This window comes from Paenibacillus woosongensis, from assembly GCF_030122845.1.
GTDB lineage: Bacteria > Bacillota > Bacilli > Paenibacillales > Paenibacillaceae > Fontibacillus > Fontibacillus woosongensis_A.
Map to the genome: position 1 here is coordinate 3247758 of NZ_CP126084.1, position 25316 is coordinate 3273073.

The following is a 25316-nucleotide window of genomic DNA, read 5'->3' on the forward strand; positions in this document are numbered from 1 at the left end:
AACATTCTCCTGACTCTGTCTTGTTAAGATGGTTTCACTTTCTTGCCGAAGCTGAACTGATGTTCTGCCCGGTACTGCTGAATTTGCTCCACGACAGCCTCGGCGGTCAGTCCAACCTCCCGCAGCTGCTCCTTGATGCTGCCATGCTCGATGAACCGGTCCGGAATGCCCATGAGAGACACGTCGGTGCCAGTGATTCCGTGCTCGGCATAGAATTCGAGCACCGCGCTTCCCAGGCTTCCAGCCTGACAAGCTTCCTCAAGCACGATCAGCTTCGTTCCCGCACCCGCCAGATTAAGCAGCATGCTGTTATCGAGCGGCTTCAGGAAGCGGGCATTTACTACACCGATACTAACGCCTTCCCGCTTCAGTATCTCGGCCGCTTCCTCGGCAACCTGCACCATGGGACCCGTGGCGACGATCGCAACTTGATCGCCTTCGCGGAGCTTCTCCCAGCTGCCGATCGGTATGGGCTTAAGCTCTTCATCCAGCGGAACCCCCGGAACGTTGACCCGAGGATAACGATACGCGATCGGACCATCGTTATATTCAAGCGCCGTCTTCATCATGTGGCGCAGTTCGTTCTCGTCCTTCGGCATCATCAGCACGATATTGGGAATGTGGCGCATAAATGCGATATCATATACGCCTTGATGCGTCTCGCCGTCCGCACCGACAAAGCCGGCCCGGTCAATGGCGAACATAACGTTTGCATTATGGCGGCAAATATCATGAACGATCTGATCGTACGCCCGCTGCATGAAAGTGGAATATACCGCAAACACCGGCTTCATTCCCTCCATGGCCAGCGCCGCGCACATTGTAGCCGCATGCTGCTCGGCAATTCCTACATCGATCATCCGGTCCGGGAAGCGCTCGCCAAATTTCACCAGCCCGGAGCCGCCCGGCATCGCTGGCGTCACCGCCACGATCCGCTCATCCTGCTCCGCCAGCTCGATTAGCGTCCTGCCAAATACCTCGGTATACATCGGATTGCCGACGGCCTTGAGCACCTGGCCGGATTCGATCTTGTAAGGCGTGATTCCGTGCCATTTATGGGAATCCTCTTCGGCGGGAGTATACCCCTTGCCTTTCGTGGTCAATACATGAACCAGCACCGGTCCGTTCACGTTATTAGCCTGGGTGAACGCCTCAATCAATCCCGCGAGGTCATGTCCGTCAACCGGTCCGAGATACGTAAATCCGAGCTCCTCGAACAGAACACCGGATACCATTGCATATTTCAGGCTATCCTTCAGCCGCTCGACCGTTTTGGCCAGCTTGCCGCCAATCGCCGGAATTTTCTTCAGCAATTGCTCCACTTCGTCTTTAGCGCGCAAATAATTTTTATCAGATCTGATTCTGGTCAAATAATTATGCATCGCCCCGACGTTAGGTGCAATCGACATTTCATTGTCATTCAGAATTACCATTAAATCCTTCTGTTCATGGCCGATATGATTCAAGGCTTCAAAAGCCATGCCGCCCGTCAAGGCGCCATCGCCGATAATAGCGACAACTTTGTTGTCCTCGCCCTTTAAATCCCTGGCCAAGGCCATCCCCATAGCTGCTGAGAGCGATGTGCTGCTGTGACCAGCTTCCCATACGTCATGCTCGCTTTCGCAGCGTTTGACAAATCCGCACAATCCATTATACTTGCGCAGTGTATCAAACCGGTCCATACGGCCGGTGAGAATTTTGTGGACATACGCTTGATGACCGACGTCAAAAATAAATTTGTCCCTAGGACTGTTATAGCAGTAATGCAGCGCGATAGTCAGCTCCACTACACCCAAATTGGACGCAAGATGTCCTCCTGTCACAGACAGCTTCTCGATAAGAAACTGGCGGATCTCGGCGGCTAACGGCGTCAATTGTTCGATCGGAAGTTGTTTCAAATCGTTGGGCTCATGAATTTGAGAGAGCAGCAAAGCGAATTCCCCGCTTCCTTCATTGGATTTCTCATGTTGCTAATTATAATGACACTAATTATAACATATGAATAACTTTTGTCGAAGTTATCCAAGCATACTGTCCTCTTTTGCAGCTCTTTCCTTAACGATCCCGGTGCATCAAATAATCGGCGATCCCCAACAGACGCTCAGGGCTAGGAATGAGTCCATTTGAAACCGCTTCCCTCGCTTGCTTGGTCAGACGATCCACTTCAGCCCGCGACTCTTCAAGACCGATAAAATAAGGATAGGTTACCTTCTGCTGTTTGAGATCGCTCTGCGTTTTCTTGCCGAGCTTGCTCTCGTCCCCGACTAGATCAAGAATATCGTCCTGAATTTGAAATGCGAGCCCGATCGCCCGGCCAAAAGTCTCTAGAGCTTGCAGCTGCTCGGCCGAAGCGGATGCGATGCGTCCTCCGGCCTTCAAACAGAAGACGATCAAATCACCGGTCTTATGCTCATGTATGTAGCGAAGCTGGTCGAGATCGGTCAGCCCCTGCTCCCCTTCCATATCAGCAGCCTGCCCCCCGACCATGCCGGAAGGCCCCGCATAACGGGCCAAATCCTCCACGATGGCCAGCGCGGCCTCGGCGGGAACGCCATGATGTTTACTCACCTGAACAACGCTGTAGAAGGCATGGGTCAATAAGGCATCCCCCGCCAAAATCGCCATCGCTTCGCCAAACACCTTGTGATTCGTCGGCTTGCCGCGGCGAAAATCATCATCGTCCATCGCCGGGAGATCATCATGGATCAGCGAGTACGTATGCACCATTTCAACGGCGCAGGCGACGGGCAGAGCCGCATCGCGGCTCCCGTGAAGCGCCTCTGCCGCAGCGATGACCAGCAGCGGGCGAAGACGCTTGCCGCCGGCCATCAGGGAATAGCTCATCGCTTCCTTCAGATTGTCCGGGAAACTCCATTCAGACGGAACCGCCTGCTGCAAATGAGAGTTCACAAGCGCTGAAATTTCCTCGATATAAGGAGAAATCGCCTGCTTATCCAACCGAATCACCGCTCTCCTCAGTCAATGGATCGAAGGGTTTCTTCACGATTTGTCCGTCGGCTTCCATGATCATTTCAATTTTCCGTTCAACCTGCGATAATTTACTGCCGCATAATTGCGATAATTGCATGCCTTTCTGAAACAGATCGATCGCCTTCTCCAGTGGCACGTCGCCATGCTCCAGCTGGGACACGATATCCTCCAGCTCGTTCATCGCTTCCTCGAAGCTGTAGTCCTGCTCCTTAAGCTCCTTCAGATTCTGCTTCTCAGTCTCCAAGATCGTCACCTTCTCCCCTCATGCCCCAAACCTGGCAGTCGAGCTCGCCATCAGTAAGCTTGACCCTGACCAGATCTCCAGGCTCTACATCTTTCAGCGACTTGACTAAACGCCGCCCTTTCTCGTCGTATACAAGACTATATCCTCGAGCCATGACCTTCAGCGGGCTTAGAGCGTCGAGCTGCCTAATCCCGTAGGCGAGCGTCTGGCTTTTCTCCTTCAAAATCCCGTTCATCGCCGAGCGCAGCAGCCGGCTAGCTTCCTCATGGCGCCGCTTCGTCAGCGCCAGCGTATCCTGCGGATGGTAGCGCAGCAGCCGCTGATGCAGCCGGGCATGCGCCGCGCCCGTCAGCTCCGCCTGCGCCCGCATGCGCCGCACGAGCCGCGCCTGCAGCATGTCCAGCCGCTCCGCGTGCTGGAGCAGGCTGCGCCGCGGCTGCCGCAGCGCCGGCGATGCCGCCAGCCGACGCAAGCGCTCCTGCGCCTGGCGGAGCTGGTGCTGCAAGCCCTGCTGCAGCACCCTCTCACGCTGGCGCAGCTGCTCGCGCAGCTCGGCGGCGTGCGGCACGGCGAGCTCGGCGGCGGCGGTGGGCGTGGCGGCGCGCAGGTCGGCCACGAAATCGGCGATCGTAAAATCCGTCTCATGGCCTACGGCCGAGATGACGGGAATCGCCGATTCGTAAATGCTGCGCGCGACCGCCTCTTCGTTGAACGCCCACAGCTCCTCCAGCGAGCCGCCGCCCCGGCCAACGATCAGCACGTCGGCCTCGCCAAGCGCATTCATCGTCCGGATCGCCTTGACGATGGACGGCGCCGCGCCCTTGCCTTGCACAAGCACAGGGTGCAGGACGATCTTGGCCTGCGGAAAGCGCCGCTCCAGTGTCGTCAGAATGTCCCGGACCGCTGCTCCGGTCGGGGATGTGACGACGCCGATGACGCGCGGAAACGCAGGCAGCGGTCGCTTCCGCTGCGGCGCGAACAGCCCTTCGGCCTCCAGCTTCTGCTTCAGCTGTTCGAAGGCGAGGTACAGACTGCCGATGCCGTCGGGCTGCATTTGCGTCGCGTAGAACTGGTACTGCCCGTCCCGCTCATATACCGACACATTTCCCCGGGCTATGACCCGGGTACCTTCCCGCGGGATAAAGGGCAGCCGCTGGTTATGCGAGGCGAACATAATGCTCTTGATCCGGCTGTCCTTATCCTTCAGCGTAAAATACATATGTCCGCTGGAATGATGTGTAAAGTTCGATATTTCTCCGCGAATCCATACCTCAGACAGCAGCGTGTCCGATTCCATCTTCATGCGGATATAGCGATTCAATTCCTTGATCGTATAAATTTTTTGTTCCATGGGGCCTTACATTCCCCCCTTTATCTCGAGCAGCTTAAGCAAGGCCTTGAAGCCGCTTGGCTGCAATCAGCGTATTTTGCATCAGCATCGTAATTGTCATCGGGCCCACGCCGCCTGGGACAGGCGTAATCGGTCCGGATACTTCCTTCACGCTTTCGAAGTCCACGTCTCCGGCCAATTTGCCGTTGTCGAGACGGTTCATTCCCACGTCAATCACAACTGCGCCAGGCTTCACGTACGAAGCATCCACAAAGTTGGCCCGGCCGATCGCCACAACGAGGATATCAGCCTGCTTCGTCAGCTCCTTCATGTTCGCCGTGCGCGAGTGGCACATCGTCACCGTGGCGTTCTCCCGCTGCAGCAGCAGGGATACCGGCTTGCCGACGATGTTGCTGCGGCCGATCACGACGGCATGCTTCCCGGACATCTCAATGCCGGTGCGCTTGATCAGTTCGATCACACCGGCAGGGGTGCAAGGCAGCAGGCTATCGTCGCCGATGACCAGATTGCCGACGTTGACCGGATGGAAGCCGTCTACGTCCTTCTCTACCGCAATCGCGTCGATCACTGCCTTCTCCTCGATATGCCCCGGTAGCGGAAGCTGCACCAGAATACCGTGGATATCGCTTTGTCTGTTCAGCTTGTCTACAAGTGCGAGCAGCTCCTCTTGGGTTGTGGAAGCAGACAGGCGATGAACCTCAGAGTAGAATCCGAGGTCATGACATGCTTTCTCCTTATTGCGCACATATACTTGCGAAGCCGGGTCCTCGCCTACAAGAACGACGGCCAGACCAGGCTTGAACCCTTGGCTTGCCAAGCTTTCAACTTCTTTACGGATATTTCCTCTAATTTCCTCAGATACCTGTTTTCCATTAATGATTGGTGCTGTCATAGACTTCTCCCCTTAACCTTATATATGATTTATTGTTGATTTTTCAATTTCTCCAGATCATGAATCATTTTGCCGAGCACACCGTTAACGAACTTTCCTGACTCCTCCACGCCAAAATGCTTGGCCAGCTCAATCGCTTCGTTTACGGCTACTTTGCCCGGTACGTCGTCGCGGAATACCATTTCATAAACTGCTAGTCTCAATACCTGCCTGTCCACCTTGGACAAGCGGCTAACCTGCCAGTTCTTCAAATAGTCGGCCAGCATCTCGTCGATGGCCGCTTTGCGCTCCCAAGTACCACTTACGAGCTCCAGCACGAAGGCCTTCGTCTGATCAACGTCGGACAATTCGACCATACTCTCGTTCTCACCGGCCGCTTCCGCTATGAGCATCGATACGGCCTCCTCGGCTCCGACCTCGTTCATTTCCATTTGGTACAAGCTCTGTATCGCAATTTCCCGTGCTAGTCTGCGTTTCATGTGCTTCCTCCTTAACCTCCATAAAAACAACGTTTATGCTTCCTACTACTTCATGATGAACCAAAATGCCGGTATTCTATTACACCGATTTCAAACAAAAAAAACCCGTGACATGCTCTCTCCACAAAAATGGGCAAGATAAAAACGCAGCTCTTTTTCCGGAAGACAGCATATCACAGGAATCATTTAAAAGGGCGCCAGCGCGCGTTCAACCAGTCCAGCAGCTCCTTCCACGGAATGAGCGGACCTTGGTCGATATCCTTATATTTGCCGATCGTATAACCGACATACAGGAGAAGCGCACAAAATAACATGTTCCAAAATCCGAAAAACAGATAAATGGGAATTAGAAATATCGCAGCTGCCGTTCCCAGCAGGCGTCCCTTGTAATCCACCCATATTTGCTTCCAATTCATTGGGATCTTCACCCCTATTCGACCCGGCTTTTGATCGCAGGAGATTGTACAAGGTTAGCAATATACACTGACACGTATGAAACGGGAATACCCGTAATTTCCTCTACATGATCATGCACCTGCTTCTGCACTTCCCCCGTGAGCTCCGGAATGGAAGTCTCGCCGTCCACCAATGCGCGGACGATAATTTCCAGACCCGAGTCCGTGATGCGAATACGCGTCTTCACGTCGCGAATGCCGCGTACCCGGGACGCCGCTTTGTAGGATAAATTCTCGATGGTCTCGACCGAGATTTGAATATCCCCATACTCTGTCCTCTGGTCGATGGAAGGAAGCGAACCGCGGTCGCGCTTGATCGAAATATAGAAAAAGCGAATGCTGAGCAGAAACAGAAGAGCGGCCACGATGATCGCAGCGATAATCCATGACCTGTTGTCATATTGCTTCAGCTCGACGGGCACAGCGTTTGTCACCAGGAGGATGGCGATGACAGAAATTATTCCGATGCTTAAGCTGTAAATAAACAGCAGCAGTCTGTCCAAAATTTTGGGCACGACGGATAGAGCCTCCTTAAATTATAGTAAACCCCTGACGGTGATCGTCGGGGGTTCTTAGCTTAATCTTTATTTCACCCTATGGCTCAGTTCCGCCTCTTCACTTTTCTCAGCCGCCTTAAAAATGACGTCGTGAATATGTACGTTAACTTCAACCACAGTCAGTCCGGTCATCGTTTCGATCGAACGCTTCACGTTGCGTTGAATTTCCGTAGCCACCTCCGGCAAGCGATTGCCATATTCGACGATAACGGATACATCAACAGCCGCCTCGCGCTGGCCGACTTCAACCTTCACGCCTTTGGACAGATTCTTTCTGCCAAGCAGCTCGACAATGCCGCCTGCGAACCCGCCGCTCATGCCGGCAACGCCTTTCACTTCAACCGTAGCCAGCCCGGCGATCACTTCGATAACCTCGGGTGCAATTTGAATTTCTCCGATATCTGTGCGTTCAAATTCCGTAGGCAATGTACTCATTACTATCATCCACCTCTCAATAAGTTTGACGAAACCTCATGACAAAGAGGCTGGCCACTTATTATAAATACTATATCATTTCAGGATCATTATGACAAACGGCCGGCGAATTCTAAATCTCATTTTCTTCCAAAAACTTAATATCAAAATCGCCTCGGATAAACACCGGATGATCCAGCAGTTTTTGATGGAACGGGATGGTCGTATGAATACCTTCGATCGCGAATTCAGCCAGGGCACGCTTCATTTTGGCAATGGCCTCCTCGCGGGTCGGAGCCCAGACGATCAGCTTGGCGATCATGGAATCGTAGTGCGGGGAAATGGTATATCCCGGATATGCGCCGCTGTCCACGCGAACTCCAGGTCCGCCCGGCGCCAGATAAAACCCGATCTTGCCCGGAGACGGCATGAAATTACGGGTAGGGTCCTCCGCATTGATCCGGCATTCGATCGACCAGCCGTTAATGACGACATCCTCCTGTTTGAAGGATAACGGATTGCCTTCGGCCACGGAGATCATTTCCTGGATCAAGTCGATGCCGGTAATCATTTCGGTGACCGGATGCTCTACCTGGATACGCGTGTTCATCTCCATGAAATAGAACTGGCCGTCGGGGCCTAACAGAAATTCCAGCGTCCCTGCCCCGGAATAGTTCACAGCAAGTGCTGCGCGCACAGCGGCCTCTCCCATTTCCTGACGCTTCTCGGGCGTCAGCACTGGGCACGGGGCCTCTTCCACCAGCTTCTGGCGTCTGCGCTGCACGGAGCAATCACGTTCTCCCAAATGGACGGCATTGCCATGCTTGTCCGCAATAATCTGGATTTCAACATGCTTCATGCCTGTTAAATATTTCTCCAAGTATACGCCGGCGTTGCCGAATGCCTTTTGCGCTTCCTGCTGCGCCATCGTGATTTGCTGAATCAGCGACGCTTCGTCCTCAGCGAGGCGAATGCCTTTGCCGCCGCCTCCGGCTGTCGCCTTAATGATCACCGGATAACCGATATCACGCGCGACCATAACCGCTTCATCGAGGTCTTCGACCAAACCGTCGGAGCCAGGGATAACCGGGACGTTTGCGCTTTTCATTGTTTGCTTCGCCACAGACTTGTCGCCCATTTTTGTAATGGCTTCCGGAGAAGGGCCGATAAAGGTAATATTGCAGGAATCGCATATCTCCGCGAAATCCGCATTCTCGGCCAGGAAGCCGTAGCCCGGATGAATCGCGTCGCATTCTGTCAGCGTTGCTATGCTCATCAAGTTTGTAAAATTCAAGTAGCTGTCTTTGGACAAGGTCGGTCCAATGCAATAAGCTTCATCTGCAAGCCGGACATGGAGCGAATCCTTATCCGCTTCGGAATACACGGCTACAGTAGAAATGCCGAGTTCCCGGCAAGCGCGGATAATCCGCACGGCGATTTCACCGCGGTTTGCAATCAATACTTTTTGAAATTTCACTGATTTCCCATCCTCCTTGGAAAGCTAGATAAGACCTCCAATAAGGCCTCTTTTAACCGTAGCTTATTCCGGCTTCACCAAAAAGAGAGGCTGTCCGTATTCCACGAGCTGCCCGTTCTCTACGAGAATATCGACGATCTCGCCCTTCACTTCCGCCTCCAGCTCGTTCATCAGCTTCATCGCTTCAATAATACAGACGGTCGTCTTTACGCCTACCTTGTCTCCTACGTTTACATAAGGATTTGCATCCGGGGAAGAAGCTCTATAGAATGTTCCAACCATCGGGGACACAATCTTATGTAGGTTAGCATCGGCAGCTGCGCTTTCCGCGCCCTGTGCTGCAGCCGGAACCTGAGCGTTATCCGCAGCGGCAGAGATTGCTTGTCCAGTTGCTGCAGCAACTTGCGGCAGACTAGGCACTACCGCCGGTTGAACATGCACAAGCTCGCTTTTGCCTGGCTTGCGAATACATAGCCTTGTACCTTCATTTTCGATTTCAAGCTCATGAACCGAGGTTTTATCCACCAGCTCGATCAGCTCTTTGATTTCATTCAATTTGAACATGTTTTTTCTTCACTCCTTCAGCTTTTTCGCAAAGCTCGGGCCTTTTCGCATCATAACTTTATGTATTATATCACAATCGATCAAAATGGAAAGAGTCCAAGATTCCCTTGGACTCTCCGGCTCAATCGGCAATTGAATAATTTTAATGCGGGTAATCCAAGGGGGCGCACTATTGTGAAACGTACTGTACTTTGACTTTATCCTGGGATACGCCAAGCTCCTTGATCACCATATCGACGATGTTTACGGCATCTTTCACCTGAAGCTTTTCGCTGATCACGACGACCCGGTAGCTGTCATTATCTTCGGCCACGACCGCATTGGCATACTGCTGCTGGAGACGCTCCTCGATATCCATGATTTTAGCTTCCTTTTCTTCCAGTGCACTCAGCTGCTGCTGGGCCATCGTCGCTTCATCCAGCGATTTCTTTTCGTCATTCATCGTTTGCAGGAGCTGCTCCTGCTTCTTCATGTTCTGCTCGGCGCGGTCCATCTGATAAGCAGTCAATGAATCTCTCGATAAAATTCCTTCCGACTCCAGCTTCTTGAGTACATCTTCATCTTTGGCGCTTTCGGAAGCAGTGTCCTTATCCGCCGGCTTCGGCTGGTCGGTCTTCGCCTTGTCGGCCGCCTCGCCGTTATTTGCCTCCATGCTCTGGGAAGCGTCTGTCCCCTCATGGTCCTGAGCGGCCTCTTCCTTGCCGTCAAGGGCTTCCTTCGCAGCCTCATCCCCGGCAGTAACCTCGGAGACGATAATATCGTCATCCGACAATGCGCTGCCTTCGACGATGGCTTCGTCATCTGCCGCCTGCTCCATCATCGTCACCTGTTTGCCATCCGTAGTTTTAGGCTTACTCATGCCTGTGTCTTCAGTAAACAAATAATAAGCCGAGAGAATAACCATCAAGCTGAGCATGGAGACGAGCCAAATTGTCTGTCTTTTCGATTTCATTGTTTTTCCTCCTAGAATCAAAGTTTTTGTTTTGGGATATTTTAAATATTCTTAATATCGATGCCCTGCAGGATTTACTGCGATTGTTTTCTGGGGACGACGGAAATCCGGTACGCTGGCACATTCAGACCCTTCTCGACCGCGTCAACGATCAGATTTTTGACGGTCTTGTTTTCAGCACCCCTGGCCACAATGAGCACACCGCGAACTTTCGGCTTAATCTTTTTGGTGATAATCGGCTTCTCGCTGCCGCCTTCTTCATTCGTGACGATCTGTCCATCGCGGGTGTACTGCGTAATATGGCGTTTCCCCCCATCCTTGTCATTCTCCTCGGTCAGCTGCTGCGTGTCTTTTGTATTGCGGCCAATGATCAGTTCCTCCGTGGAATCGATCGTAACGAGAACGTCAACAGCGCCGACGCCAACGATCTTCTCCAGAATCTCTTTCGTTTTATTCTCCAGCGACAGCTCGATAGCATCGAAGCTGCCTTCGCCCCCGCCTTGGTCGGGCAGCGCGGACGTCAGCATCTCCTGCCCTGCGGGAGGTTCTCTCCCTGCACCGCCTGTATCAATCTGCTTCACATTGACGAAAGAATTAAACAGCATGATCGCTACGCCGATTAACCCAAGTATAATAAGCAGCCGATATGCGTTTACCTTCTTTTTCCCTTCCAAGCCGCGCCCGATCAGCGACTCCAGCTTCTTCCACCAATTCAGCATCAATATCCCCCTCGCTACTTCGCATTTTCCGGTAGTATGACATGTACGAGCTCTTTCGGGATTCCCCAGTCACGCGACAGCAATCCGGCAATTTGCCGGCTGAGTCCGCTTGAACCCGTATCCTGAGAAACGCTTTCTCCATACAGGTCAGGCTCCTGGCGATTCTCATTCCCAGTATTGATCCCTTCTCCGGTTGAACCGCTCATTAGAGTATCCTTCTCGTTATTTTGTGTGCCGGTATTGCTGGCTACATTGCTAACGCTGCTATCAGCTATGACGGGGATGCCGTCCTCGTCCCCCGGCTCCTTCTTCTGGGGCTTCACCTCAATACGCACAGGCTCCACTGGCGCTATAACAATCTGTGCAGAGTCATTCCGGCTGCTGCTGGCTTGATCCTCTATGCGGGAAGCCTCCTGTTCCTGCTCCACTTCCGCTATATACACTTCTATCGCTGAGATAGAGGGCTCCGCGTCGTTTTTGTCCGACTCCAGCCGGACCGCTACCCGCTGCACAGGCTGTCCGGTTTCCCGTTCGATTTGCTCCTTCATCCGGGCGGCCGCCTCCTCGCTAGCCCATTGCATCGCCTCCTGCTGCCTTTGCATTCTCATTTGCTCCCCCTGCCGCAATATTTCCTCGGTGCCTGCCGTTGGCAGCTCCTCATTACCGCTATCGTCCATAAAGGCCATTTCCAGTCTCCGTTCGGCATCCGGGGCGAACAGGCGCATTACCGGGGAGATCAACGTCAGCAATATGAGCAGGCTAACTACAAGCTTCACGTATCTCTCCATTGAACGATTAGGAAGCAGCAGATCGATGAACGTCGCCAGAAGTACGACAAAAATAATCTCCTTCAGCCATTCCGCCAGCCAGGTCATCAAAAAATCACCACCACATCTCTTCTATCTCATCATCACCGTCACATTGCCTGCGGTTAACGTAATCGTGATGGCGAGGAAGAACATCAATCCTACTGCGGCAAGGGCAGCAAATACGTAGATCATGCTTTTGCCAATCGTCTCCAGGCAGGACACGATCGGCGTCTCGCCAAGCGGCTGCATTACCGCTGCCGACAAATTGTATATCAGCGCCAGCGTCAATATTTTTATGGCGGGAAAAGCGCACAAAAACAGCAGAATGATCACGCCAACGAGGCCGATCGAGTTTTTGACGAGCAGCGAGGCTGAAATCACGGTATCTGTAGCATCGGCAAAAACCTTGCCGACGACCGGAACGAAGTTCCCGGTCAAATACTTGGCTGCCCGCAGCGTCACACCGTCCGCTACCGAGCCGGTAATGCCTTTCACTGAAATGACGCCGAGAAAGACGGTCAACATAACGCCGAGCAGAGTCATACTGATCGTACGCAGCAGATTGGCGAGCTGGGTCAGCTTGTACTTCTCTGACAAGGAGCTGACAATATGAAGGACAGCGGAGAAGAACAGCAGCGGAAATACGATCGTATGTACGACCGTACCCACGGTATGCACCATAAATACGACGAGAGGATGCGTGACAGAGACGGTGACCACATTGCCCATCGAAGCGAGCAGCGTAAACAGCAGCGGCACCATTGCCATCATGAAATCAATCATGCCGCGGATGGCCTCCGTAGCATATGAGATCGCAACATAAAAGCTGTTGATCGCCAAAATAAGAATGACCATATAACAAATCGCATAGGCGACTTTACTGACTTGCTTGCGTTCAAAGGCAGATTGAAAGGTTTCCAGAATCGAGCTGAATACCGACAGCAGTACGATCGTCGCCAGGATATGGCCGTTGTACAGCACCTCATGCCACATATATTTCAACAGTCCAGTGAAGCCCGCCTTGACGCTAAATGAATCTCCATTCGGATCCTGGAGCAGCACATCCATGAAAGAGGGCATTTTCTGGTCTGGAAAAAAACCGCCATATTCCTTCATCAACTGCTGCCAATAGGTTTCCACCTGATCCGTAGGCAGCTCCTCCGCCTGCTTCTTTACCCATCCGTCACCAGGTTCCGCCGCAACAAGCGGCAGGGGCCATAACAGGAAGAGACTGAGGACGAGCATAAGCATCGAACGCTTGCGCCAATTGAATATCTTCTTTTTCATCATCTGTCCCCATTTCATTAAGCAGGCAGCATCCTCATGACCGTTTCGATAATGATGCTGATGATCGGAATGGCCAATACCATAATAAGTATTTTGCCGGCAAGCTCGATTTTGGACGCGATGCTCTCCTGCCCGGCATCCCTTACGATCTGGGCCCCGAATTCGGCAATGTAGGCAATTCCAATGATCTTCAGGATCGTCTTGAGGTAGATCATCTGCACACCGGAGGATTCGGCCAGCTGCTCCAGCACCTCGATGATTCCGCCGATTTTCCCTGCCAAATACATAAAGATCATGATGCCCGTCGCAACCGTGATGAGGAACGCAAACATCGGCTTCTGTTCCTTGATGGTGAGGATGAGTATGGTGGCGATCAATCCCAAGCCTACGATCTGGATTATTTCCACTGCCGTATCACCTACTGGAATAAAAAGATCGATTTGATTTCCTGAAAGAGATTGTCCAGCAATCGGATAACCATAAACAGCACGACGACGAACCCGATCACAGTCACCCAGTGTGCCATGTCCTCTTTGCCCATTTGCTTGAGCACCGTGTGTATCATTGCGATAATGATGCCAATGCCTGCAATCTGAAATATGGCATTCACTTCTATGTTCATTGTTCTGGCACCTCACGATCATTTTTGCAGCGACATTTCGTCGGCGATGAGAGGGTAGTCGCAATCAATATAGCAAAATGACGATAAAAGCCCCGCCAAGCAATCCCAAGCTCCTGCACATCTTTTCATAACGGGCTTGTTCTTCGCGAGCCGTCTGCTCCTCGCTCTCCAATTGGCGGACGGCTGTCGCGATATGCCCCAGCTGATTCGCCCGGTCGCTTGTCCCTAAAGTGAAGCCAAGCTGATGCATAACCTCTTTCTCCGACGCCTTCATGGCGGTATGCTTCCATCCCGTCTCGATCGCCTGATGCAGACTTTGCTGAGCCGTCCAATTCAGCGGCGGGTTCATTCTCCGGGCTGCTTCCTCAAACAGAATCTTGATCGGCTCGCTGCTTTGATCCGCCATGCGCTGCATCGCTTCGGGCAGCGGCGTGAAGCCGTACATAATTTCCGTCTCCAGCCGTTTCAGCGCCAGGATGAGCCTTCTAATTTGGTTGGGACGGCTGGCATATTGCCCCGCCTTCACCAGACCAGCCAGTGTGGCGGCAAGAAGCACTATGGCTGCGCCGAACATTTTAACCATATCGTTCCCTGCCCTTCGCGCCGAGTCCCGAATGGTCAATTCCCCTCCGCTTGCCATCCCAGAGGCGATAGGCAATTCCGCCTTCACTGCGTCTGAGTACGGCATACATCTCGAAGAACGGCGGGTCAGCCAGCCTGGAAAGGGCAGGCCTGAGGGACAGCTCGTTTACATCGGAGCCATGCGCGGTGGCAATCACCTTCACTCCCGCATGCAAAGCCTCGGCAAGGGCATCCGCATCCTCGGGCCGGCCGATTTCATCAACGATGATCACATCGGGGGACATGGAGCGGAGCATCATCATGATGCCTTCCGCCTTGGGACAGCCGTCCATAATGTCGGTTCTAGGACCGACGTCAAAGCTGGGCACCCCCCGCTTGCTTCCGGCGATCTCCGAACGCTCGTCGATTATGCCGACTTTGAGGCCTGGCCATTTTGCTTCCGGATGCCCCCAGGCACCGCTGCTGATTCCCCTGGCCAGATCGCGAATCAATGTCGTCTTTCCCTGTTGAGGGGGTGACAGGATCAGCGTATGGTAGACGGTTCTGTGCTTGAAATCAAGGAGCTGGGGCAATATCCGGTCGCCGATGCCCGGCACTTCTCTTGCGATCCGTACATTGAACCCGCTGATGTCCCGTAAATGCTCAACCCTGCCTCCGCTTAGCACGGTTCTGCCGGCAAGCCCGATTCTATGGCCTCCGGCAATCGTAATGAAGCCTTTGCGAAGCTCTTCCTCCATCGTGTACAGCGAATGATTCGTTATTAAATCCAGGAGCCGGTTGCCGTCCTGCTTGCCTGGCTTATAAGCGGCGGCCGGATCGCCCGTTAACCCGCCTTCCGGGGTCAGGTAATAATGCCGTCCGGCGGCGTTCACTTCCAGGGGCCGCCCCTCGCGGATGCGGATCTCCTCCAGGCCTGAGAACAATGCAGACGGCAGCTGAAGCAGCAAGGAACGGATTTGATCGGGAAATACAGATAGCCAGCTAGGGTTGCTCATCGTTTGTACCCCCAATAACTTCTGCTTGATTTGCGGAATTCTATGTCTTAGCTTGTGTCATATCTCATGTGTATGCCTGTACTTTGTCTTTATGACGGGAAATCTATCATTTCTTCAAAATGCCGATTAAGAGACACGAAATACCGCAGCATATCCAAATCAGCTTGCCCCACGACAGCTTATCCGCCATCCCGACCAGTCCGATAGCCGTCGTTAACAGAAGCACCGCGGGCCCTACGAACGCAAGCATAGAGTTGACCGCAAGCGCTTTGTCCACGCGCCCCAGCTTCAGCATAATTAAGGCGGCAACGATTTCGATCAAGCCGGAAATCACCCGTATGGTCGCCATGCTGGTCACGAATTTGTCGAGCATAACCGGATAACAACCCCCTTCTTGTCCATGTCTCTCTTACCATATGCCCGTTCATCTCTTTTTATTTGCAAAAAATAGAAGAAGACCCCCAAAATATATGGAGGCCTTGCGGATAAGACATGCTATTTTTTTCGTTTGAGAATCAAGGGCTCAATCTGCCAAATGCCAGTAGCGTACTGCTTAATCGTATGATCGCTGGAAAACTTGCCCGAATGGGCGATATTAAGCGCAGATTTCTTCAGCCAGTCGCGGGCATTGCGGTATGCCAGATCGATTCGCAAATGGGCCTCCACATAGCTGGCGAAATCCTTCAGTACGAAAAATTCGTCCTGATGGTGCAGCACCGATTGGTAAATGGACTCGAAATCCTGGCCTTCCGGACAGAAGCGGCCCGGTTGGATCAACTGGTCCATCACTTCTTTTACACGCAAATCTACGTCGTAAATATGCCAAGGCGAGTATTCGCCGCTCTGGTTGTATTCCATAACCTGCTCTGCCCGTAAGCCGAACAGAAACATATTGTCATCGCCCAGCATTTCATGCATCTCCACGTTGGCTCCATCCAATGTTCCGACCGTCAAGGCTCCGTTCATCATAAATTTCATGTTCCCGGTCCCCGAAGCCTCTTTGCCTGCGGTCGAAATTTGTTCGCTGACATCAGCTGCCGGAATCAGCTTCTCGGCCAAGGACACCGAGTAATTCTCCAGGAAAACGACCTTCATTTTATCGCGGACCGTGCGATCCCGGTTCACCGTGTCCGCCACCGTATTGATCAATTTAATGATATTTTTCGCCAAATAATATCCAGGCGCGGCCTTGGCGCTGAACAGAAACGTCCGCGGGGTGATATCGGCTGAAGGATTATCTTTCAGCTGGTTATACAGATGCATCATATGCAGCACATTAAGCAGCTGCCGCTTATAGGCATGCAGTCGTTTCGCCTGAACGTCAAAGATCGAATCCGGGTCGATGCTGATGCGCAGCCTCTCCCGCACGTATTTCGCTAGCCGCAGCTTGTTTCCCCGCTTGATCTCGTGCAGGTTGTCCTGAAAACCGCGATCCTCGGCATATTTGATTAGCCCGATCATTTCCCTGGGCTGCCTAATCCAGCGCGAGCCGATAGCTTCGGTAATGAGCCTCGCTAACTCCGGGTTGGCGTGCATAAGCCAGCGCCGATGAGAAATCCCGTTCGTCTTGTTGTTGAACCTCTCCGGATACAGCTCGTAGAATGCCTTCATTTCGCGTTTTTTTAATATTTCAGTATGAAGCGCAGCCACACCGTTAACGCTGTAGCTGCCGACGATGGCTAAATTGGCCATCCGGATTTGGTCCCCATACACGATGGCCAGCTGCGAAATCCGGTTCTGATCCCCCGGATTACGCTCCAGGAGCTTTGCGCAAAAGCGTTTGTTCATTTCCTCAATGATCATATAAATGCGCGGCAGCAATTGTTTTACCATGACAGCGGGCCATTTCTCCAGCGCTTCGCTTAATGTCGTATGGTTGGTATAGGAGACCGCCCGGCGCGTAATTTGCCACGCCTGTTCCCAGGAGCAGCCCCTTTCGTCCATCAGAATCCGCATGAGCTCCGGTATCACCAGCGTAGGATGCGTATCGTTGATATGTATCGCCGCTTTGTCCGGCAGGCATTCGATTGGAAGCTCCAGCTTGTCGAACGTCCTTAGGATGCTCTGCAGGCCTGCAGAGCATAAAAAATACTGCTGCTTCAGCCTTAGCAGCTTACCTTCAAATTCGGAATCATCGGGATAGAGAAATTCGGAAACGGACTCGACCGAGCGATAGTAGTTCAAATAATTATAGTAGCTGCCGTTATTGGGTTTAATGGGTGTTTTTGCCGGCCGGGCGCTCCAGAGGCGCAGCGTATTGACATGGCTTGAGCCGCTGCCGATGACCGGGATGTCATACGGAATAGCCCAAATGCTCTCGTAGCCTGCCAGCTCAAAATGCAGACGGCCGTCTCTCTCCGTCATTTGCACCTCGCCGCCGAAGCGCACCTCCACCTTCTTGTCTTCCCGACACACCTCCCACACATTCCCTCGCTGCAGCCAGTAGTCTGGCAGTTCTACCTGGTGTCCGTCGACGATTTTTTGCTCGAATAGGCCGTATCGGTACCGAATCCCGCAACCATGCCCGGGCAGCTGCTGCGCAGCCAACGAGTCGAGGAAACAGGCCGCTAGCCGCCCAAGCCCCCCATTGCCCAGCCCTGGATCGCTCTCCTCCTCCTCGGCTGAGTCCAAATCGAAGCCCAGCTCTTGGAGTCCGTCACGCACAAGCTCCAGCACACCCAGGCTCAGCAAATTGTTCCCCAGCTGCCTTCCGATCAGGAACTCCATAGAAAAGTAATACACCTGCTTGGCTTTGGCCGCTTTCAGCCTCTGGTTCGTATTCGCCCAATCCTCACCTATTCTTTCCCGGATCATCATGCCCAAAATACGATATACATCCGCATCGGTCGCCTGAGAGACAGGCTTCCCCAACTGCATCACCAGCTCTTTCTTAAACGCTTCCTTGAAGTTCTCTTTCGTATCGAACACGCTTATGGTCCTCCCTATTCGGATTTTCCTTGGGTAGGCATGAAAAAACTATACCTTAATACCTTATGTTTAAACTTGCGGGAGAGATAAAATAACAAAAATCAATAATTTAAACCTAAAAAACTAAAGACCGTCTCATCTGCAATGAATTCACTGCAGAGAAACGGCCTTCTTATTAGTAGTTCAATAGGAATCAAACCGGGTTAGCGGCGCTCCTGCGGTCCACCGACGAACACTTGGCTTTCGGTGTCCAGGCCATAAGCGGTGTGCAGTGCTTTGACCACCTCATTGAGCTTCGTACCCTCGATAACGCAGGATACTTTGATTTCCGAGGTGCTCACCATCTTGATGTTAACGTCCTGTTTGGAAATGACATCGAACATTTTCGCCGCCACGCCTGGATGGCTAACCATGCCGGCCCCGACGATCGACACTTTGACCAATCCCTCTTCCGAAGTAACCTCATCGAATGGAAGGCTGCCGCGAATTCCATTAATGACCTGCAGCGCCTTCTTCAAATCTGTCAAAGATACGGTGAAGGAGAAATCCGCCTTGCCGTTCTGCACGCCGCTTTGTACGATGATGTCTACATCGATTTTTGCTTCAGCCAAAGAACCGAACACCTGGGCTAAAACTCCAGGAATATGGGATACGCCCAAAATGCTGATTCTTGCTACATTTTTATCGTAAGCTATTCCGCTGACTACTACGCCTTGCTCCATTTTCACTTCCTCCTTAACAACCGTACCCTCATTATGATTAAAGCTTGAACGAACGACGAGACGAACATGATTATGCTTCGCATACTCTACTGCACGCGGGTGAAGCACGGCGGCTCCCAGGTTGGCCAGCTCCAGCATTTCGTCATAGGATATTTCCTTCAGCTTGCGAGCATTCTTGACGATCCGCGGGTCCGTAGAGTAGATTCCGTCTACGTCTGTATAAATTTCACAGTAATCGGCGGAAATGGCCGCTGCCAAGGCGACCGCGGTCGTATCCGAGCCGCCGCGCCCGAACGTCGTAATCTCCCCGTCCTCGCTAATCCCTTGGAATCCTGCAACGACGACGATATTTCCTTCATCCAGCGCCGCTTGTACTCGCTGCGGCTGAATATCGGTAATACGGGCTCTGGAATGCTCTTTATCCGTACGGAAACCAGCCTGCCAGCCGGTAAATGACACAGCCTTGCGGCCCAGCGCATGAATCGCGATCGATAGCAACGAAATCGAAATCTGCTCACCGGTCGTCATCAGCATATCCATTTCACGCAAAGGCGGCTCCTTGCTGAGCTGCTTCGCCTGATCAATTAAATCATCCGTCGTATCTCCCATGGCGGACACCACCACAACGACCTGATGTCCCTCATCCTGCTTCTCGGCGATGCGCCGGGCTACGCGCTGCATCCGTTCCGTATCGCCGACAGAACTTCCCCCAAACTTCATCACAAATAAAGCCAAATCAGACCCTCCCAAAAAAGTAAACTCTCCTATCCAAAAAGCACAGTACGGCTATGAATACACGATAAATCCGAATAGAATCGCTATCGCCGCAAATTCAAGCAGTAACGCTTTAAACCAGTATAATACGAAAGAGCTGAATTAATCCATTGCTTTTTAACTGGAACATTTGAAGTTTTCGTCATATTTCTCGCTCCAAAAGAACCCAAAAAAAATTCCTCCACTCGATGAGGAGTGGAGGACGACGCTGCCTTCCGCTAGGCATGAAGCAGCGTAATTGTTACGCGCGGGAAATGTACTTGCCTTCGCGAGTGTCGATTAGAAGCACATCATCCTGATTAATGAACAGCGGAACCTGAACCGTTAGGCCGGTCTCCAGCTTGGCGTTCTTCGTAGCGCCGGTTGCCGTGTTCCCTTTAATACCAGGCTCGGCTTCAACAACGCGGAGCTCTACGCTGTTCGGCAGGCTGATACCGAGAATTTCGCCTTGGTAGCTGGCGATTTTGACGTTCATATTCTCCTTCAGGAATTTGAGCTCCCACTCCAATTGGTCGGAAGACAATGTAAATTGGTCATAAGTTTCGTTATCCATGAATGTATGGTCTTGTCCGCTGGCATACAAATATTGAACATCGCGATGCTCGATCATGGCTCTGCTAACCGTTTCACCGGCACGGAACGTTTTTTCTACCGTATTGCCGTTGCGGATATTTTTTAATTTAGAGCGTACAAATGCAGCTCCCTTACCTGGTTTAACGTGCTGGAACTCCAACACCGTATAAATGTCGCCTTCGAATTCAATGGTCAGGCCTGTTTTAAAATCGTTAACTGAAATCACAAATAGAACCTCCTATAGGATCAAATGAGTTGCATAACTACTATATGATAATTTAAATTACCCCATATTAAAGCCGTTCATTAACAATCAATGACGGTAAATTCCTTGCTCGATTCTGTCAGCCTGCGGCAGCCGCCTTCCGTAATGACGACATCGTCTTCAATCCGGACCCCGCCGAAGCCCGGTATATAAATCCCCGGTTCGACAGTAACGACCATTCCCGGCTGAAGGATATCGTCGCTCAGCTTGGACAGGCGCGGGGCTTCATGCACTTCCATCCCCAGCCCATGGCCGGTGCTATGGCCGAACTGCTCGCCGTAGCCGTAGCGTACAATAATGTCACGCGCCAAGGCATCCGCTTCACGTCCGGTCATGCCTGGACGAAGATGCGCCAGCGTATGCAGCTGCGCTTCCAGTACGATATCGTAAATCTCGCGATGCTTGGGAGCAGGCTTGCCGAGCACTACCGTCCGTGTAATGTCCGAGCAATAGCTGTTCAGCAGCGCTCCGAAATCCATTTTGACGAATTCATCACTGCGCAATACGCGATCGCTGGCTACCCCATGCGGCAGAGCCGAACGCTCGCCCGAAGCCACAATCGTATCGAAGCAGCTTGAAGTCGCGCCGTTCCTGCGCATGAAAATTTCGATCTCCAGTGCCATTTCCCGCTCTGTTACGCCCGGGCGCAGCACCTTCAGCATATGCATATACGTCTGATCAGCCAATTCCGCAGCCTGTTTCATCAGCGCCAGCTCATGATCATCCTTGTAAAGGCGCAGACCTTCAACCAGGCCAGCCGAAGGAATCAGCTTGACCGGCTGCAGTTCCTGCTCATATGCCCGGTAAGTGGAGAACACGACGTTCTCTTCTTCAAACCCGAGCTCGCTGATCTTCTGCTTGGCCAGCAGTTCCTTTAGCGTCTTTGCCACGGACGAGCCATGCTCCACGATTTCAAAGCCAGCGGCTTGATCGGCTGCCTGCGTCATGTAACGAAAATCCGTTAACAAATAAGACTTGTCCAGCGTAATCAGCACGTAGCCGGACGAGCCGGTAAATCCCGTCAAGTATTGCCGATTGACGTCTCCGGTAATCCATATCGCATCCAAGCTCTTCAGCTTCATGGCTTCCCGAAGGCGGCTTACTCTAGAATTTGCCATTATATGCTCTCCTTATTTCCGACTTTCCAGATACCGCACGAGCGCCATTAATCCCAGCTCATAGCTGTATGAGCCAAAGCCGGCGATTTGCCCAATCGCCAAGGCGGCGGTAACCGATGTATGACGGAATGATTCACGGGCATGAATATTCGACATATGCACTTCCACAAAAGGGATATTCACCGCTGCAAACGCGTCGCGGAGCGCATAGCTATAGTGCGTCCATGCCCCCGGATTGATCAAAATTCCATCGATGCTGCCGAACGCCGCATGAATTTTATCAATCAGGTCCCCCTCGTGGTTGGTTTGATAACATTCAATCGCCAAACCCTGCTGCTCGCCCAGCTTCAAGAGCTTGTCCTCAATGTCGCGAAGCCCTTCAGAACCGTAAACGCCAGGCTCGCGTATGCCGAGCATGTTTAAATTCGGTCCGTTCAATACCAGGATACGGTACATCATGCCACACCCTTCCTGCAAAATAACCAAAAGTAATTTTAACATAGGTGTGAGGGAAATGAGAAGCCTTTTATACTTATTGCAGCGCTTTTTCCGGTTCTCTGCGGCGTTCATCTGTAAATTCCATCGCGGCCGTATAACCGATGAACAGTCCCCATAGCAAATACAAGCAGAATTCGCTGATCAGCGTATCCGCCGGAAGCTCAGTTATCTTCTTGGTCATGCCCAGCATCGGCCCTACACCAAGAAAGATGATCAGCCACCAGACGATGCCGTACAAGATCCCGGGGTAGGGTCCCTTCAATCGCCGCATGAATAAAGTATACAACAGTGCAGCAACGATCGAGAACAAAATGAAATACAACCACCCGACATAATATCCTGCCTGCGTTTTTAGAAACTGGGTTTTGTAAAAAGGCTCCGCCAAATATCCCGGCACGATGACGGTAAGTCTGAAAAAGTACATCAGCCCTCTCGCCCCTCCCCAGATCAGCCCGGCAAATAAACCAAGCTGCAAGCCGAACGTCCATATATTCGTTCTGTTGTTGCTTTGATTTCCTTGCTGCCGTTGATTCGACATTCGCGCATCCCTTCCTTTCCTGCTCTATCCAAGGCTTCCATTCGTCGTTTTAGTATGCGCATTTCCAAAAAGACTAATCAAACTAGAATTTGATTCTTATATTCGATACAATGGAATTATTCTTAGCGACAACGATATTAATTAGGGAAGGTGAAATATTTGCCGAAGGATTCCAAACCAAATATATATGGCGGTCAAGCCGTAATAGAAGGAGTCATGTTTGGCGGAAAGCATGTCAATGTCACTGCAGTCCGCCGCAAGAGCGGAGAAATTACTTTTTTGGAGGTTCCTAAAGAGGACAAGTCTTGGGTCAAGCGGCTGCGCAAAATCCCGTTGATCCGCGGCATAGTCAGCATTATCGATTCCAGCGCCAAAGGCTCGAAGCATTTGAACTATTCCGCCGAAGCCATGGCCGATGACGAGACGGAGCCAGAAGAACGGGCCAAGCAGAAGGAGAAGGAATCGTCCGGATTTTCGCTGACGATGATTGTAGGTGTAGCGATCGCCGGTGTTCTATCCTTTCTGTTCGGCAAAGTTGTATTTACCCTGGTTCCCGCCGTCGTCGAACAGTATTTGTTCCAAAATGCCTTTGACAACCGGGTGCTGCATACACTGGTCGAAGGGGCCATTAAAATTGTTCTCCTTTTGGTTTATTTGTGGGCCATCTCACAAACCCCGGTAATCAAAAGACTGTTTCAATATCATGGTGCCGAGCATAAAGTAATAACAGCTTATGAGCACGGGGAAGAACTGACGGTTGAGAACGTGCAGAAATACAGCCGGCTCCATTATCGCTGCGGCAGCAGCTTCATTATTCTGACCGTCATCGTTGGCGTAATCATTTACTCTTTGTTCCACTGGGACAATGTCTGGGAGCGCATGTACATCAGATTGCTGCTTCTGCCGCTGGTGATCGGCGTATCCTTTGAGCTTCTGCGCCTGACCAACGCCGTTCGCGATATTCCCGTACTGCGGTTTCTGGGTTATCCGGGTCTGTGGCTTCAACTGCTGACGACGAAAGAACCCAAGGACGACCAAGTGGAGGTATCGATCGCTTCCTTTAACCGGATGCGAGAGCTTGACGCACAATATGAGCGGGAGGGCGTCCTTGAACAGCCTGCCCCTAATACTGCCTTTGATCCCGTGAAAGGATGATAAGCGATGAAGAAGCAGGCCATCCTATTTTGGAGTATGATCGGACTTGCTGCATTTGGCGTAATTAACGCGTTATTCGGAAATGGTCAAATCAATTGGAGCAGCTTGCTGATTCCGGCCATCCTGGTGGGGGTCGTAGTCTGGCTCTACAAATTCCCGCCCCGTAAGTACAGGGCGAAACATCCTAAAGTGAAACCATCAGCCCGAACGATGGCCAAACTGGCTGCCGAGCAGCGCCAGTCCAGCGGGCAAAAGCGCAAGCATTATCCGTTCCAGGTCATCGAAGGGAACAAAGGGAAAAACGACGAGGATATTCCGAGATACCACTAAGTCTTTAAATTTGCCTGCTGATACTTTATGAACTGTTCTTCGTAGTATTGGGTGTTCCATTCGTCGAAGAATAGGTTGCCGGACTGGAGCCCGGATTCATAAAGCAGCAGGCTTTCTTCTTTACTGATATCGAATTGGGTTGTACCGATGCCAAGCGTCGGTATTTTTATGGTCCGGTAACGGTTTGACTGCTCAATGTATCTCTCGTCATGCGCGGAGAGCATCGTTTCGACGAGCGCTTGCAGCATCGTGAATGGGCCCCTGATCATATGGGGCTGGTTGGAGTTCTTCCCGACCATCTGGAAGCCTACCGTCGGGATCATCTTCTCGCGGGGTTTGCAGCTGTCATCATCGAACAGCCATAACGGAAAATTGCTCAGCAGCCCGCCGTCGACGATATGCAGAAACTGATCGGCAAATGGTTTGCCCGTGGACAGCCGCGGCGGCAGCCGCAGCAGCACCGGATCAAAAAAGTAAGGGATGCTGCAGCTCATCCGCACCGCACGGGCAACTTCGAACTTGTGCGGTGTAATCCCCAGCTTCTGAAGATCGTCGGGCAAAATTAAAATTCTGCCGCTTGTGATATCAGAGGCGATGATCGTCAATTTGCCCTTCGGCAAGTCTCCAAACGTTCGGATGCCTTTATCCTTCAAGAGCATTCGTATCCAATTCTCCAGAGATTCCCCCGAGTATAGCCCTTTCTTCAACAGAACCCGCAGCGCCGGCCCTACGAGCCGCACATTAAAAATTCGCGACCTCTTCAGAAATTCCAGAAATGAAGTGCCCATGATGACATCCTTCATTTCCTCCGCGGAGTAGCCTGCGGAAATTAATGCCGCTACGATAGAGCCGGATGAAGTACCCGCAACCCGGTGAAATACCGCCCCGTACCGTTCAGCCGCCCTGACGGCTCCCGCCAGGGATATTCCTTTGACCCCTCCGCCCTCGAATACGCCGTTTATCAGCATATAACAACAGCCCCCATTCCATACACGTCTACTGCTTATGTATGTCATGGGGGCTAT

General features: G+C 52.1%; 29 protein-coding genes. 2 read left to right on the forward strand and 27 right to left on the reverse strand.

The window, feature by feature from the left end:
• Window positions 1–23 precede the first annotated feature (23 nt).
• From dxs to QNH46_RS15080, 26 genes are all read right to left on the reverse strand, one after another.
• Window positions 24–1931 (reverse strand): 1-deoxy-D-xylulose-5-phosphate synthase, encoded by a 1908-nt coding sequence (gene dxs, locus QNH46_RS14955; RefSeq protein ID WP_283925012.1) that lies wholly within the window; start codon window positions 1929–1931, stop codon window positions 24–26.
• Window positions 1932–2055: 124 nt separating this feature from the next.
• On the reverse strand, window positions 2056–2979 hold the full coding sequence (locus QNH46_RS14960) for a polyprenyl synthetase family protein (RefSeq protein ID WP_430691940.1): 924 nt from the start codon (window positions 2977–2979) through the stop codon (window positions 2056–2058).
• Window positions 2951–3172, reverse strand: coding sequence for an exodeoxyribonuclease VII small subunit (xseB, locus tag QNH46_RS14965; RefSeq protein ID WP_283928453.1), 222 nt, complete (start codon window positions 3170–3172; stop codon window positions 2951–2953). Before xseB ends, QNH46_RS14960 begins: the two co-directional genes overlap by 29 nt.
• 52 nt (window positions 3173–3224) lie before the next feature.
• Complete coding sequence (xseA, locus tag QNH46_RS14970) at window positions 3225–4586, reverse strand: exodeoxyribonuclease VII large subunit (RefSeq protein WP_283925013.1); 1362 nt, start codon at window positions 4584–4586, stop codon at window positions 3225–3227.
• A gap of 34 nt (window positions 4587–4620) precedes the next feature.
• The gene (folD, locus tag QNH46_RS14975; RefSeq protein WP_283925014.1) at window positions 4621–5478 is read right to left on the reverse strand and encodes a bifunctional methylenetetrahydrofolate dehydrogenase/methenyltetrahydrofolate cyclohydrolase FolD; all 858 of its coding nucleotides are present in this window, start codon (window positions 5476–5478) and stop codon (window positions 4621–4623) included.
• 29 nt (window positions 5479–5507) lie between these two features.
• Window positions 5508–5957, reverse strand: coding sequence for a transcription antitermination factor NusB (gene nusB, locus QNH46_RS14980; RefSeq protein ID WP_213590526.1), 450 nt, complete (start codon window positions 5955–5957; stop codon window positions 5508–5510).
• Window positions 5958–6139: 182 nt separating this feature from the next.
• The gene (locus tag QNH46_RS14985; RefSeq protein WP_283925015.1) at window positions 6140–6373 is read right to left on the reverse strand and encodes a DUF2273 domain-containing protein; all 234 of its coding nucleotides are present in this window, start codon (window positions 6371–6373) and stop codon (window positions 6140–6142) included.
• Between the two features lie 14 nt (window positions 6374–6387).
• Complete coding sequence (amaP, locus tag QNH46_RS14990) at window positions 6388–6927, reverse strand: alkaline shock response membrane anchor protein AmaP (protein WP_283925016.1); 540 nt, start codon at window positions 6925–6927, stop codon at window positions 6388–6390.
• A 69-nt stretch (window positions 6928–6996) separates the two neighbouring features.
• Window positions 6997–7404 carry an Asp23/Gls24 family envelope stress response protein gene (locus QNH46_RS14995; protein WP_155610201.1) on the reverse strand — a complete coding sequence of 136 codons (408 nt, stop codon included), beginning with the start codon at window positions 7402–7404 and terminating at the stop codon, window positions 6997–6999.
• A gap of 112 nt (window positions 7405–7516) precedes the next feature.
• Window positions 7517–8860, reverse strand: a complete 1344-nt coding sequence (accC, locus tag QNH46_RS15000) for an acetyl-CoA carboxylase biotin carboxylase subunit (RefSeq protein ID WP_283925017.1) — start codon at window positions 8858–8860, stop codon at window positions 7517–7519.
• A 63-nt stretch (window positions 8861–8923) separates the two neighbouring features.
• Window positions 8924–9424, reverse strand: coding sequence for an acetyl-CoA carboxylase biotin carboxyl carrier protein (gene accB / locus QNH46_RS15005; protein WP_213590522.1), 501 nt, complete (start codon window positions 9422–9424; stop codon window positions 8924–8926).
• A 169-nt stretch (window positions 9425–9593) separates the two neighbouring features.
• On the reverse strand, window positions 9594–10376 hold the full coding sequence (locus QNH46_RS15010) for a SpoIIIAH-like family protein (protein ID WP_283925018.1): 783 nt from the start codon (window positions 10374–10376) through the stop codon (window positions 9594–9596).
• Between the two features lie 74 nt (window positions 10377–10450).
• A complete protein-coding gene (gene spoIIIAG / locus QNH46_RS15015; protein ID WP_283925019.1) occupies window positions 10451–11095 on the reverse strand; it encodes a stage III sporulation protein AG in 645 nt (214 codons plus the stop codon).
• A gap of 14 nt (window positions 11096–11109) precedes the next feature.
• A complete protein-coding gene (gene spoIIIAF / locus QNH46_RS15020) occupies window positions 11110–11970 on the reverse strand; it encodes a stage III sporulation protein AF (protein WP_283928454.1) in 861 nt (286 codons plus the stop codon).
• Window positions 11971–11994: 24 nt separating this feature from the next.
• Window positions 11995–13155, reverse strand: a complete 1161-nt coding sequence (spoIIIAE, locus tag QNH46_RS15025) for a stage III sporulation protein AE (RefSeq protein ID WP_430691942.1) — start codon at window positions 13153–13155, stop codon at window positions 11995–11997.
• 53 nt (window positions 13156–13208) lie between these two features.
• Window positions 13209–13598: a stage III sporulation protein AD gene (gene spoIIIAD, locus QNH46_RS15030; protein WP_213590517.1), complete on the reverse strand. Its 390-nt coding sequence runs from the start codon at window positions 13596–13598 to the stop codon at window positions 13209–13211.
• A gap of 11 nt (window positions 13599–13609) precedes the next feature.
• Window positions 13610–13813, reverse strand: coding sequence for a stage III sporulation protein AC (gene spoIIIAC / locus QNH46_RS15035; RefSeq protein WP_155610207.1), 204 nt, complete (start codon window positions 13811–13813; stop codon window positions 13610–13612).
• Window positions 13814–13877: 64 nt separating this feature from the next.
• Complete coding sequence (gene spoIIIAB / locus QNH46_RS15040; protein WP_155610208.1) at window positions 13878–14396, reverse strand: stage III sporulation protein SpoIIIAB; 519 nt, start codon at window positions 14394–14396, stop codon at window positions 13878–13880.
• Window positions 14389–15390: a stage III sporulation protein AA gene (gene spoIIIAA, locus QNH46_RS15045; protein WP_283925021.1), complete on the reverse strand. Its 1002-nt coding sequence runs from the start codon at window positions 15388–15390 to the stop codon at window positions 14389–14391. The genes spoIIIAB and spoIIIAA overlap by 8 nt, the downstream gene beginning before the upstream one ends.
• Before the next feature lie 106 nt (window positions 15391–15496).
• Window positions 15497–15763: a YqhV family protein gene (locus QNH46_RS15050; protein WP_283925022.1), complete on the reverse strand. Its 267-nt coding sequence runs from the start codon at window positions 15761–15763 to the stop codon at window positions 15497–15499.
• 122 nt (window positions 15764–15885) lie between these two features.
• A complete protein-coding gene (locus QNH46_RS15055; RefSeq protein ID WP_283925023.1) occupies window positions 15886–18318 on the reverse strand; it encodes a glycogen/starch/alpha-glucan phosphorylase in 2433 nt (810 codons plus the stop codon).
• Between the two features lie 203 nt (window positions 18319–18521).
• Entirely contained in the window at window positions 18522–19775 is a 1254-nt protein-coding gene (locus QNH46_RS15060; RefSeq protein ID WP_283925024.1) for an aspartate kinase, read from the reverse strand.
• A gap of 280 nt (window positions 19776–20055) precedes the next feature.
• The gene (gene efp, locus QNH46_RS15065) at window positions 20056–20613 is read right to left on the reverse strand and encodes an elongation factor P (protein ID WP_283925025.1); all 558 of its coding nucleotides are present in this window, start codon (window positions 20611–20613) and stop codon (window positions 20056–20058) included.
• 80 nt (window positions 20614–20693) lie between these two features.
• A complete protein-coding gene (locus QNH46_RS15070; RefSeq protein WP_283925026.1) occupies window positions 20694–21770 on the reverse strand; it encodes a M24 family metallopeptidase in 1077 nt (358 codons plus the stop codon).
• 12 nt (window positions 21771–21782) lie between these two features.
• Window positions 21783–22226 (reverse strand): type II 3-dehydroquinate dehydratase, encoded by a 444-nt coding sequence (gene aroQ / locus QNH46_RS15075; RefSeq protein WP_283928455.1) that lies wholly within the window; start codon window positions 22224–22226, stop codon window positions 21783–21785.
• A gap of 76 nt (window positions 22227–22302) precedes the next feature.
• Window positions 22303–22806 (reverse strand): YqhR family membrane protein, encoded by a 504-nt coding sequence (locus QNH46_RS15080; protein WP_283925027.1) that lies wholly within the window; start codon window positions 22804–22806, stop codon window positions 22303–22305.
• Between the two features lie 159 nt (window positions 22807–22965).
• On the opposite strand from QNH46_RS15080, the gene QNH46_RS15085 reads away from it, so the two are divergent.
• Entirely contained in the window at window positions 22966–23961 is a 996-nt protein-coding gene (locus tag QNH46_RS15085) for a DUF1385 domain-containing protein (RefSeq protein WP_283925028.1), read from the forward strand.
• Between the two features lie 6 nt (window positions 23962–23967).
• Window positions 23968–24291: a hypothetical protein gene (locus QNH46_RS15090; protein WP_283925029.1), complete on the forward strand. Its 324-nt coding sequence runs from the start codon at window positions 23968–23970 to the stop codon at window positions 24289–24291.
• On the opposite strand, the gene QNH46_RS15095 is transcribed toward QNH46_RS15090, so the two are convergent.
• Window positions 24288–25259: a patatin-like phospholipase family protein gene (locus tag QNH46_RS15095; RefSeq protein WP_155610216.1), complete on the reverse strand. Its 972-nt coding sequence runs from the start codon at window positions 25257–25259 to the stop codon at window positions 24288–24290. The genes QNH46_RS15090 and QNH46_RS15095 overlap by 4 nt on opposite strands.
• Window positions 25260–25316 lie beyond the last annotated feature (57 nt).

Excerpts from the sequence above, each read along its gene's own strand:
- xseB (WP_283928453.1), bottom strand. The coding sequence starts at position 3,172 with ATGAACGAGCTGGAGGATATCGTGTCCCAGCTGGAGCATGGCGACGTG.
- xseA (WP_283925013.1), bottom strand. The coding sequence starts at position 4,586 with ATGGAACAAAAAATTTATACGATCAAGGAATTGAATCGCTATATCCGC.
- folD (WP_283925014.1), bottom strand. The coding sequence starts at position 5,478 with ATGACAGCACCAATCATTAATGGAAAACAGGTATCTGAGGAAATTAGA.
- nusB (WP_213590526.1), bottom strand. The coding sequence starts at position 5,957 with ATGAAACGCAGACTAGCACGGGAAATTGCGATACAGAGCTTGTACCAA.
- QNH46_RS14985 (WP_283925015.1), bottom strand. The coding sequence starts at position 6,373 with ATGAATTGGAAGCAAATATGGGTGGATTACAAGGGACGCCTGCTGGGA.
- QNH46_RS14995 (WP_155610201.1), bottom strand. The coding sequence starts at position 7,404 with ATGAGTACATTGCCTACGGAATTTGAACGCACAGATATCGGAGAAATT.
- accB (WP_213590522.1), bottom strand. The coding sequence starts at position 9,424 with ATGTTCAAATTGAATGAAATCAAAGAGCTGATCGAGCTGGTGGATAAA.
- QNH46_RS15010 (WP_283925018.1), bottom strand. The coding sequence starts at position 10,376 with ATGAAATCGAAAAGACAGACAATTTGGCTCGTCTCCATGCTCAGCTTG.
- spoIIIAG (WP_283925019.1), bottom strand. The coding sequence starts at position 11,095 with ATGCTGAATTGGTGGAAGAAGCTGGAGTCGCTGATCGGGCGCGGCTTG.
- spoIIIAF (WP_283928454.1), bottom strand. The coding sequence starts at position 11,970 with ATGACCTGGCTGGCGGAATGGCTGAAGGAGATTATTTTTGTCGTACTT.
- spoIIIAE (WP_430691942.1), bottom strand. The coding sequence starts at position 13,155 with ATGCTTATGCTCGTCCTCAGTCTCTTCCTGTTATGGCCCCTGCCGCTT.
- spoIIIAC (WP_155610207.1), bottom strand. The coding sequence starts at position 13,813 with ATGAACATAGAAGTGAATGCCATATTTCAGATTGCAGGCATTGGCATC.
- spoIIIAB (WP_155610208.1), bottom strand. The coding sequence starts at position 14,396 with ATGGTTAAAATGTTCGGCGCAGCCATAGTGCTTCTTGCCGCCACACTG.
- spoIIIAA (WP_283925021.1), bottom strand. The coding sequence starts at position 15,390 with ATGAGCAACCCTAGCTGGCTATCTGTATTTCCCGATCAAATCCGTTCC.
- QNH46_RS15050 (WP_283925022.1), bottom strand. The coding sequence starts at position 15,763 with ATGCTCGACAAATTCGTGACCAGCATGGCGACCATACGGGTGATTTCC.
- QNH46_RS15070 (WP_283925026.1), bottom strand. The coding sequence starts at position 21,770 with ATGGCAAATTCTAGAGTAAGCCGCCTTCGGGAAGCCATGAAGCTGAAG.
- aroQ (WP_283928455.1), bottom strand. The coding sequence starts at position 22,226 with ATGTACCGTATCCTGGTATTGAACGGACCGAATTTAAACATGCTCGGC.
- QNH46_RS15080 (WP_283925027.1), bottom strand. The coding sequence starts at position 22,806 with ATGTCGAATCAACGGCAGCAAGGAAATCAAAGCAACAACAGAACGAAT.
- QNH46_RS15090 (WP_283925029.1), top strand. The coding sequence starts at position 23,968 with ATGAAGAAGCAGGCCATCCTATTTTGGAGTATGATCGGACTTGCTGCA.
- QNH46_RS15095 (WP_155610216.1), bottom strand. The coding sequence starts at position 25,259 with ATGCTGATAAACGGCGTATTCGAGGGCGGAGGGGTCAAAGGAATATCC.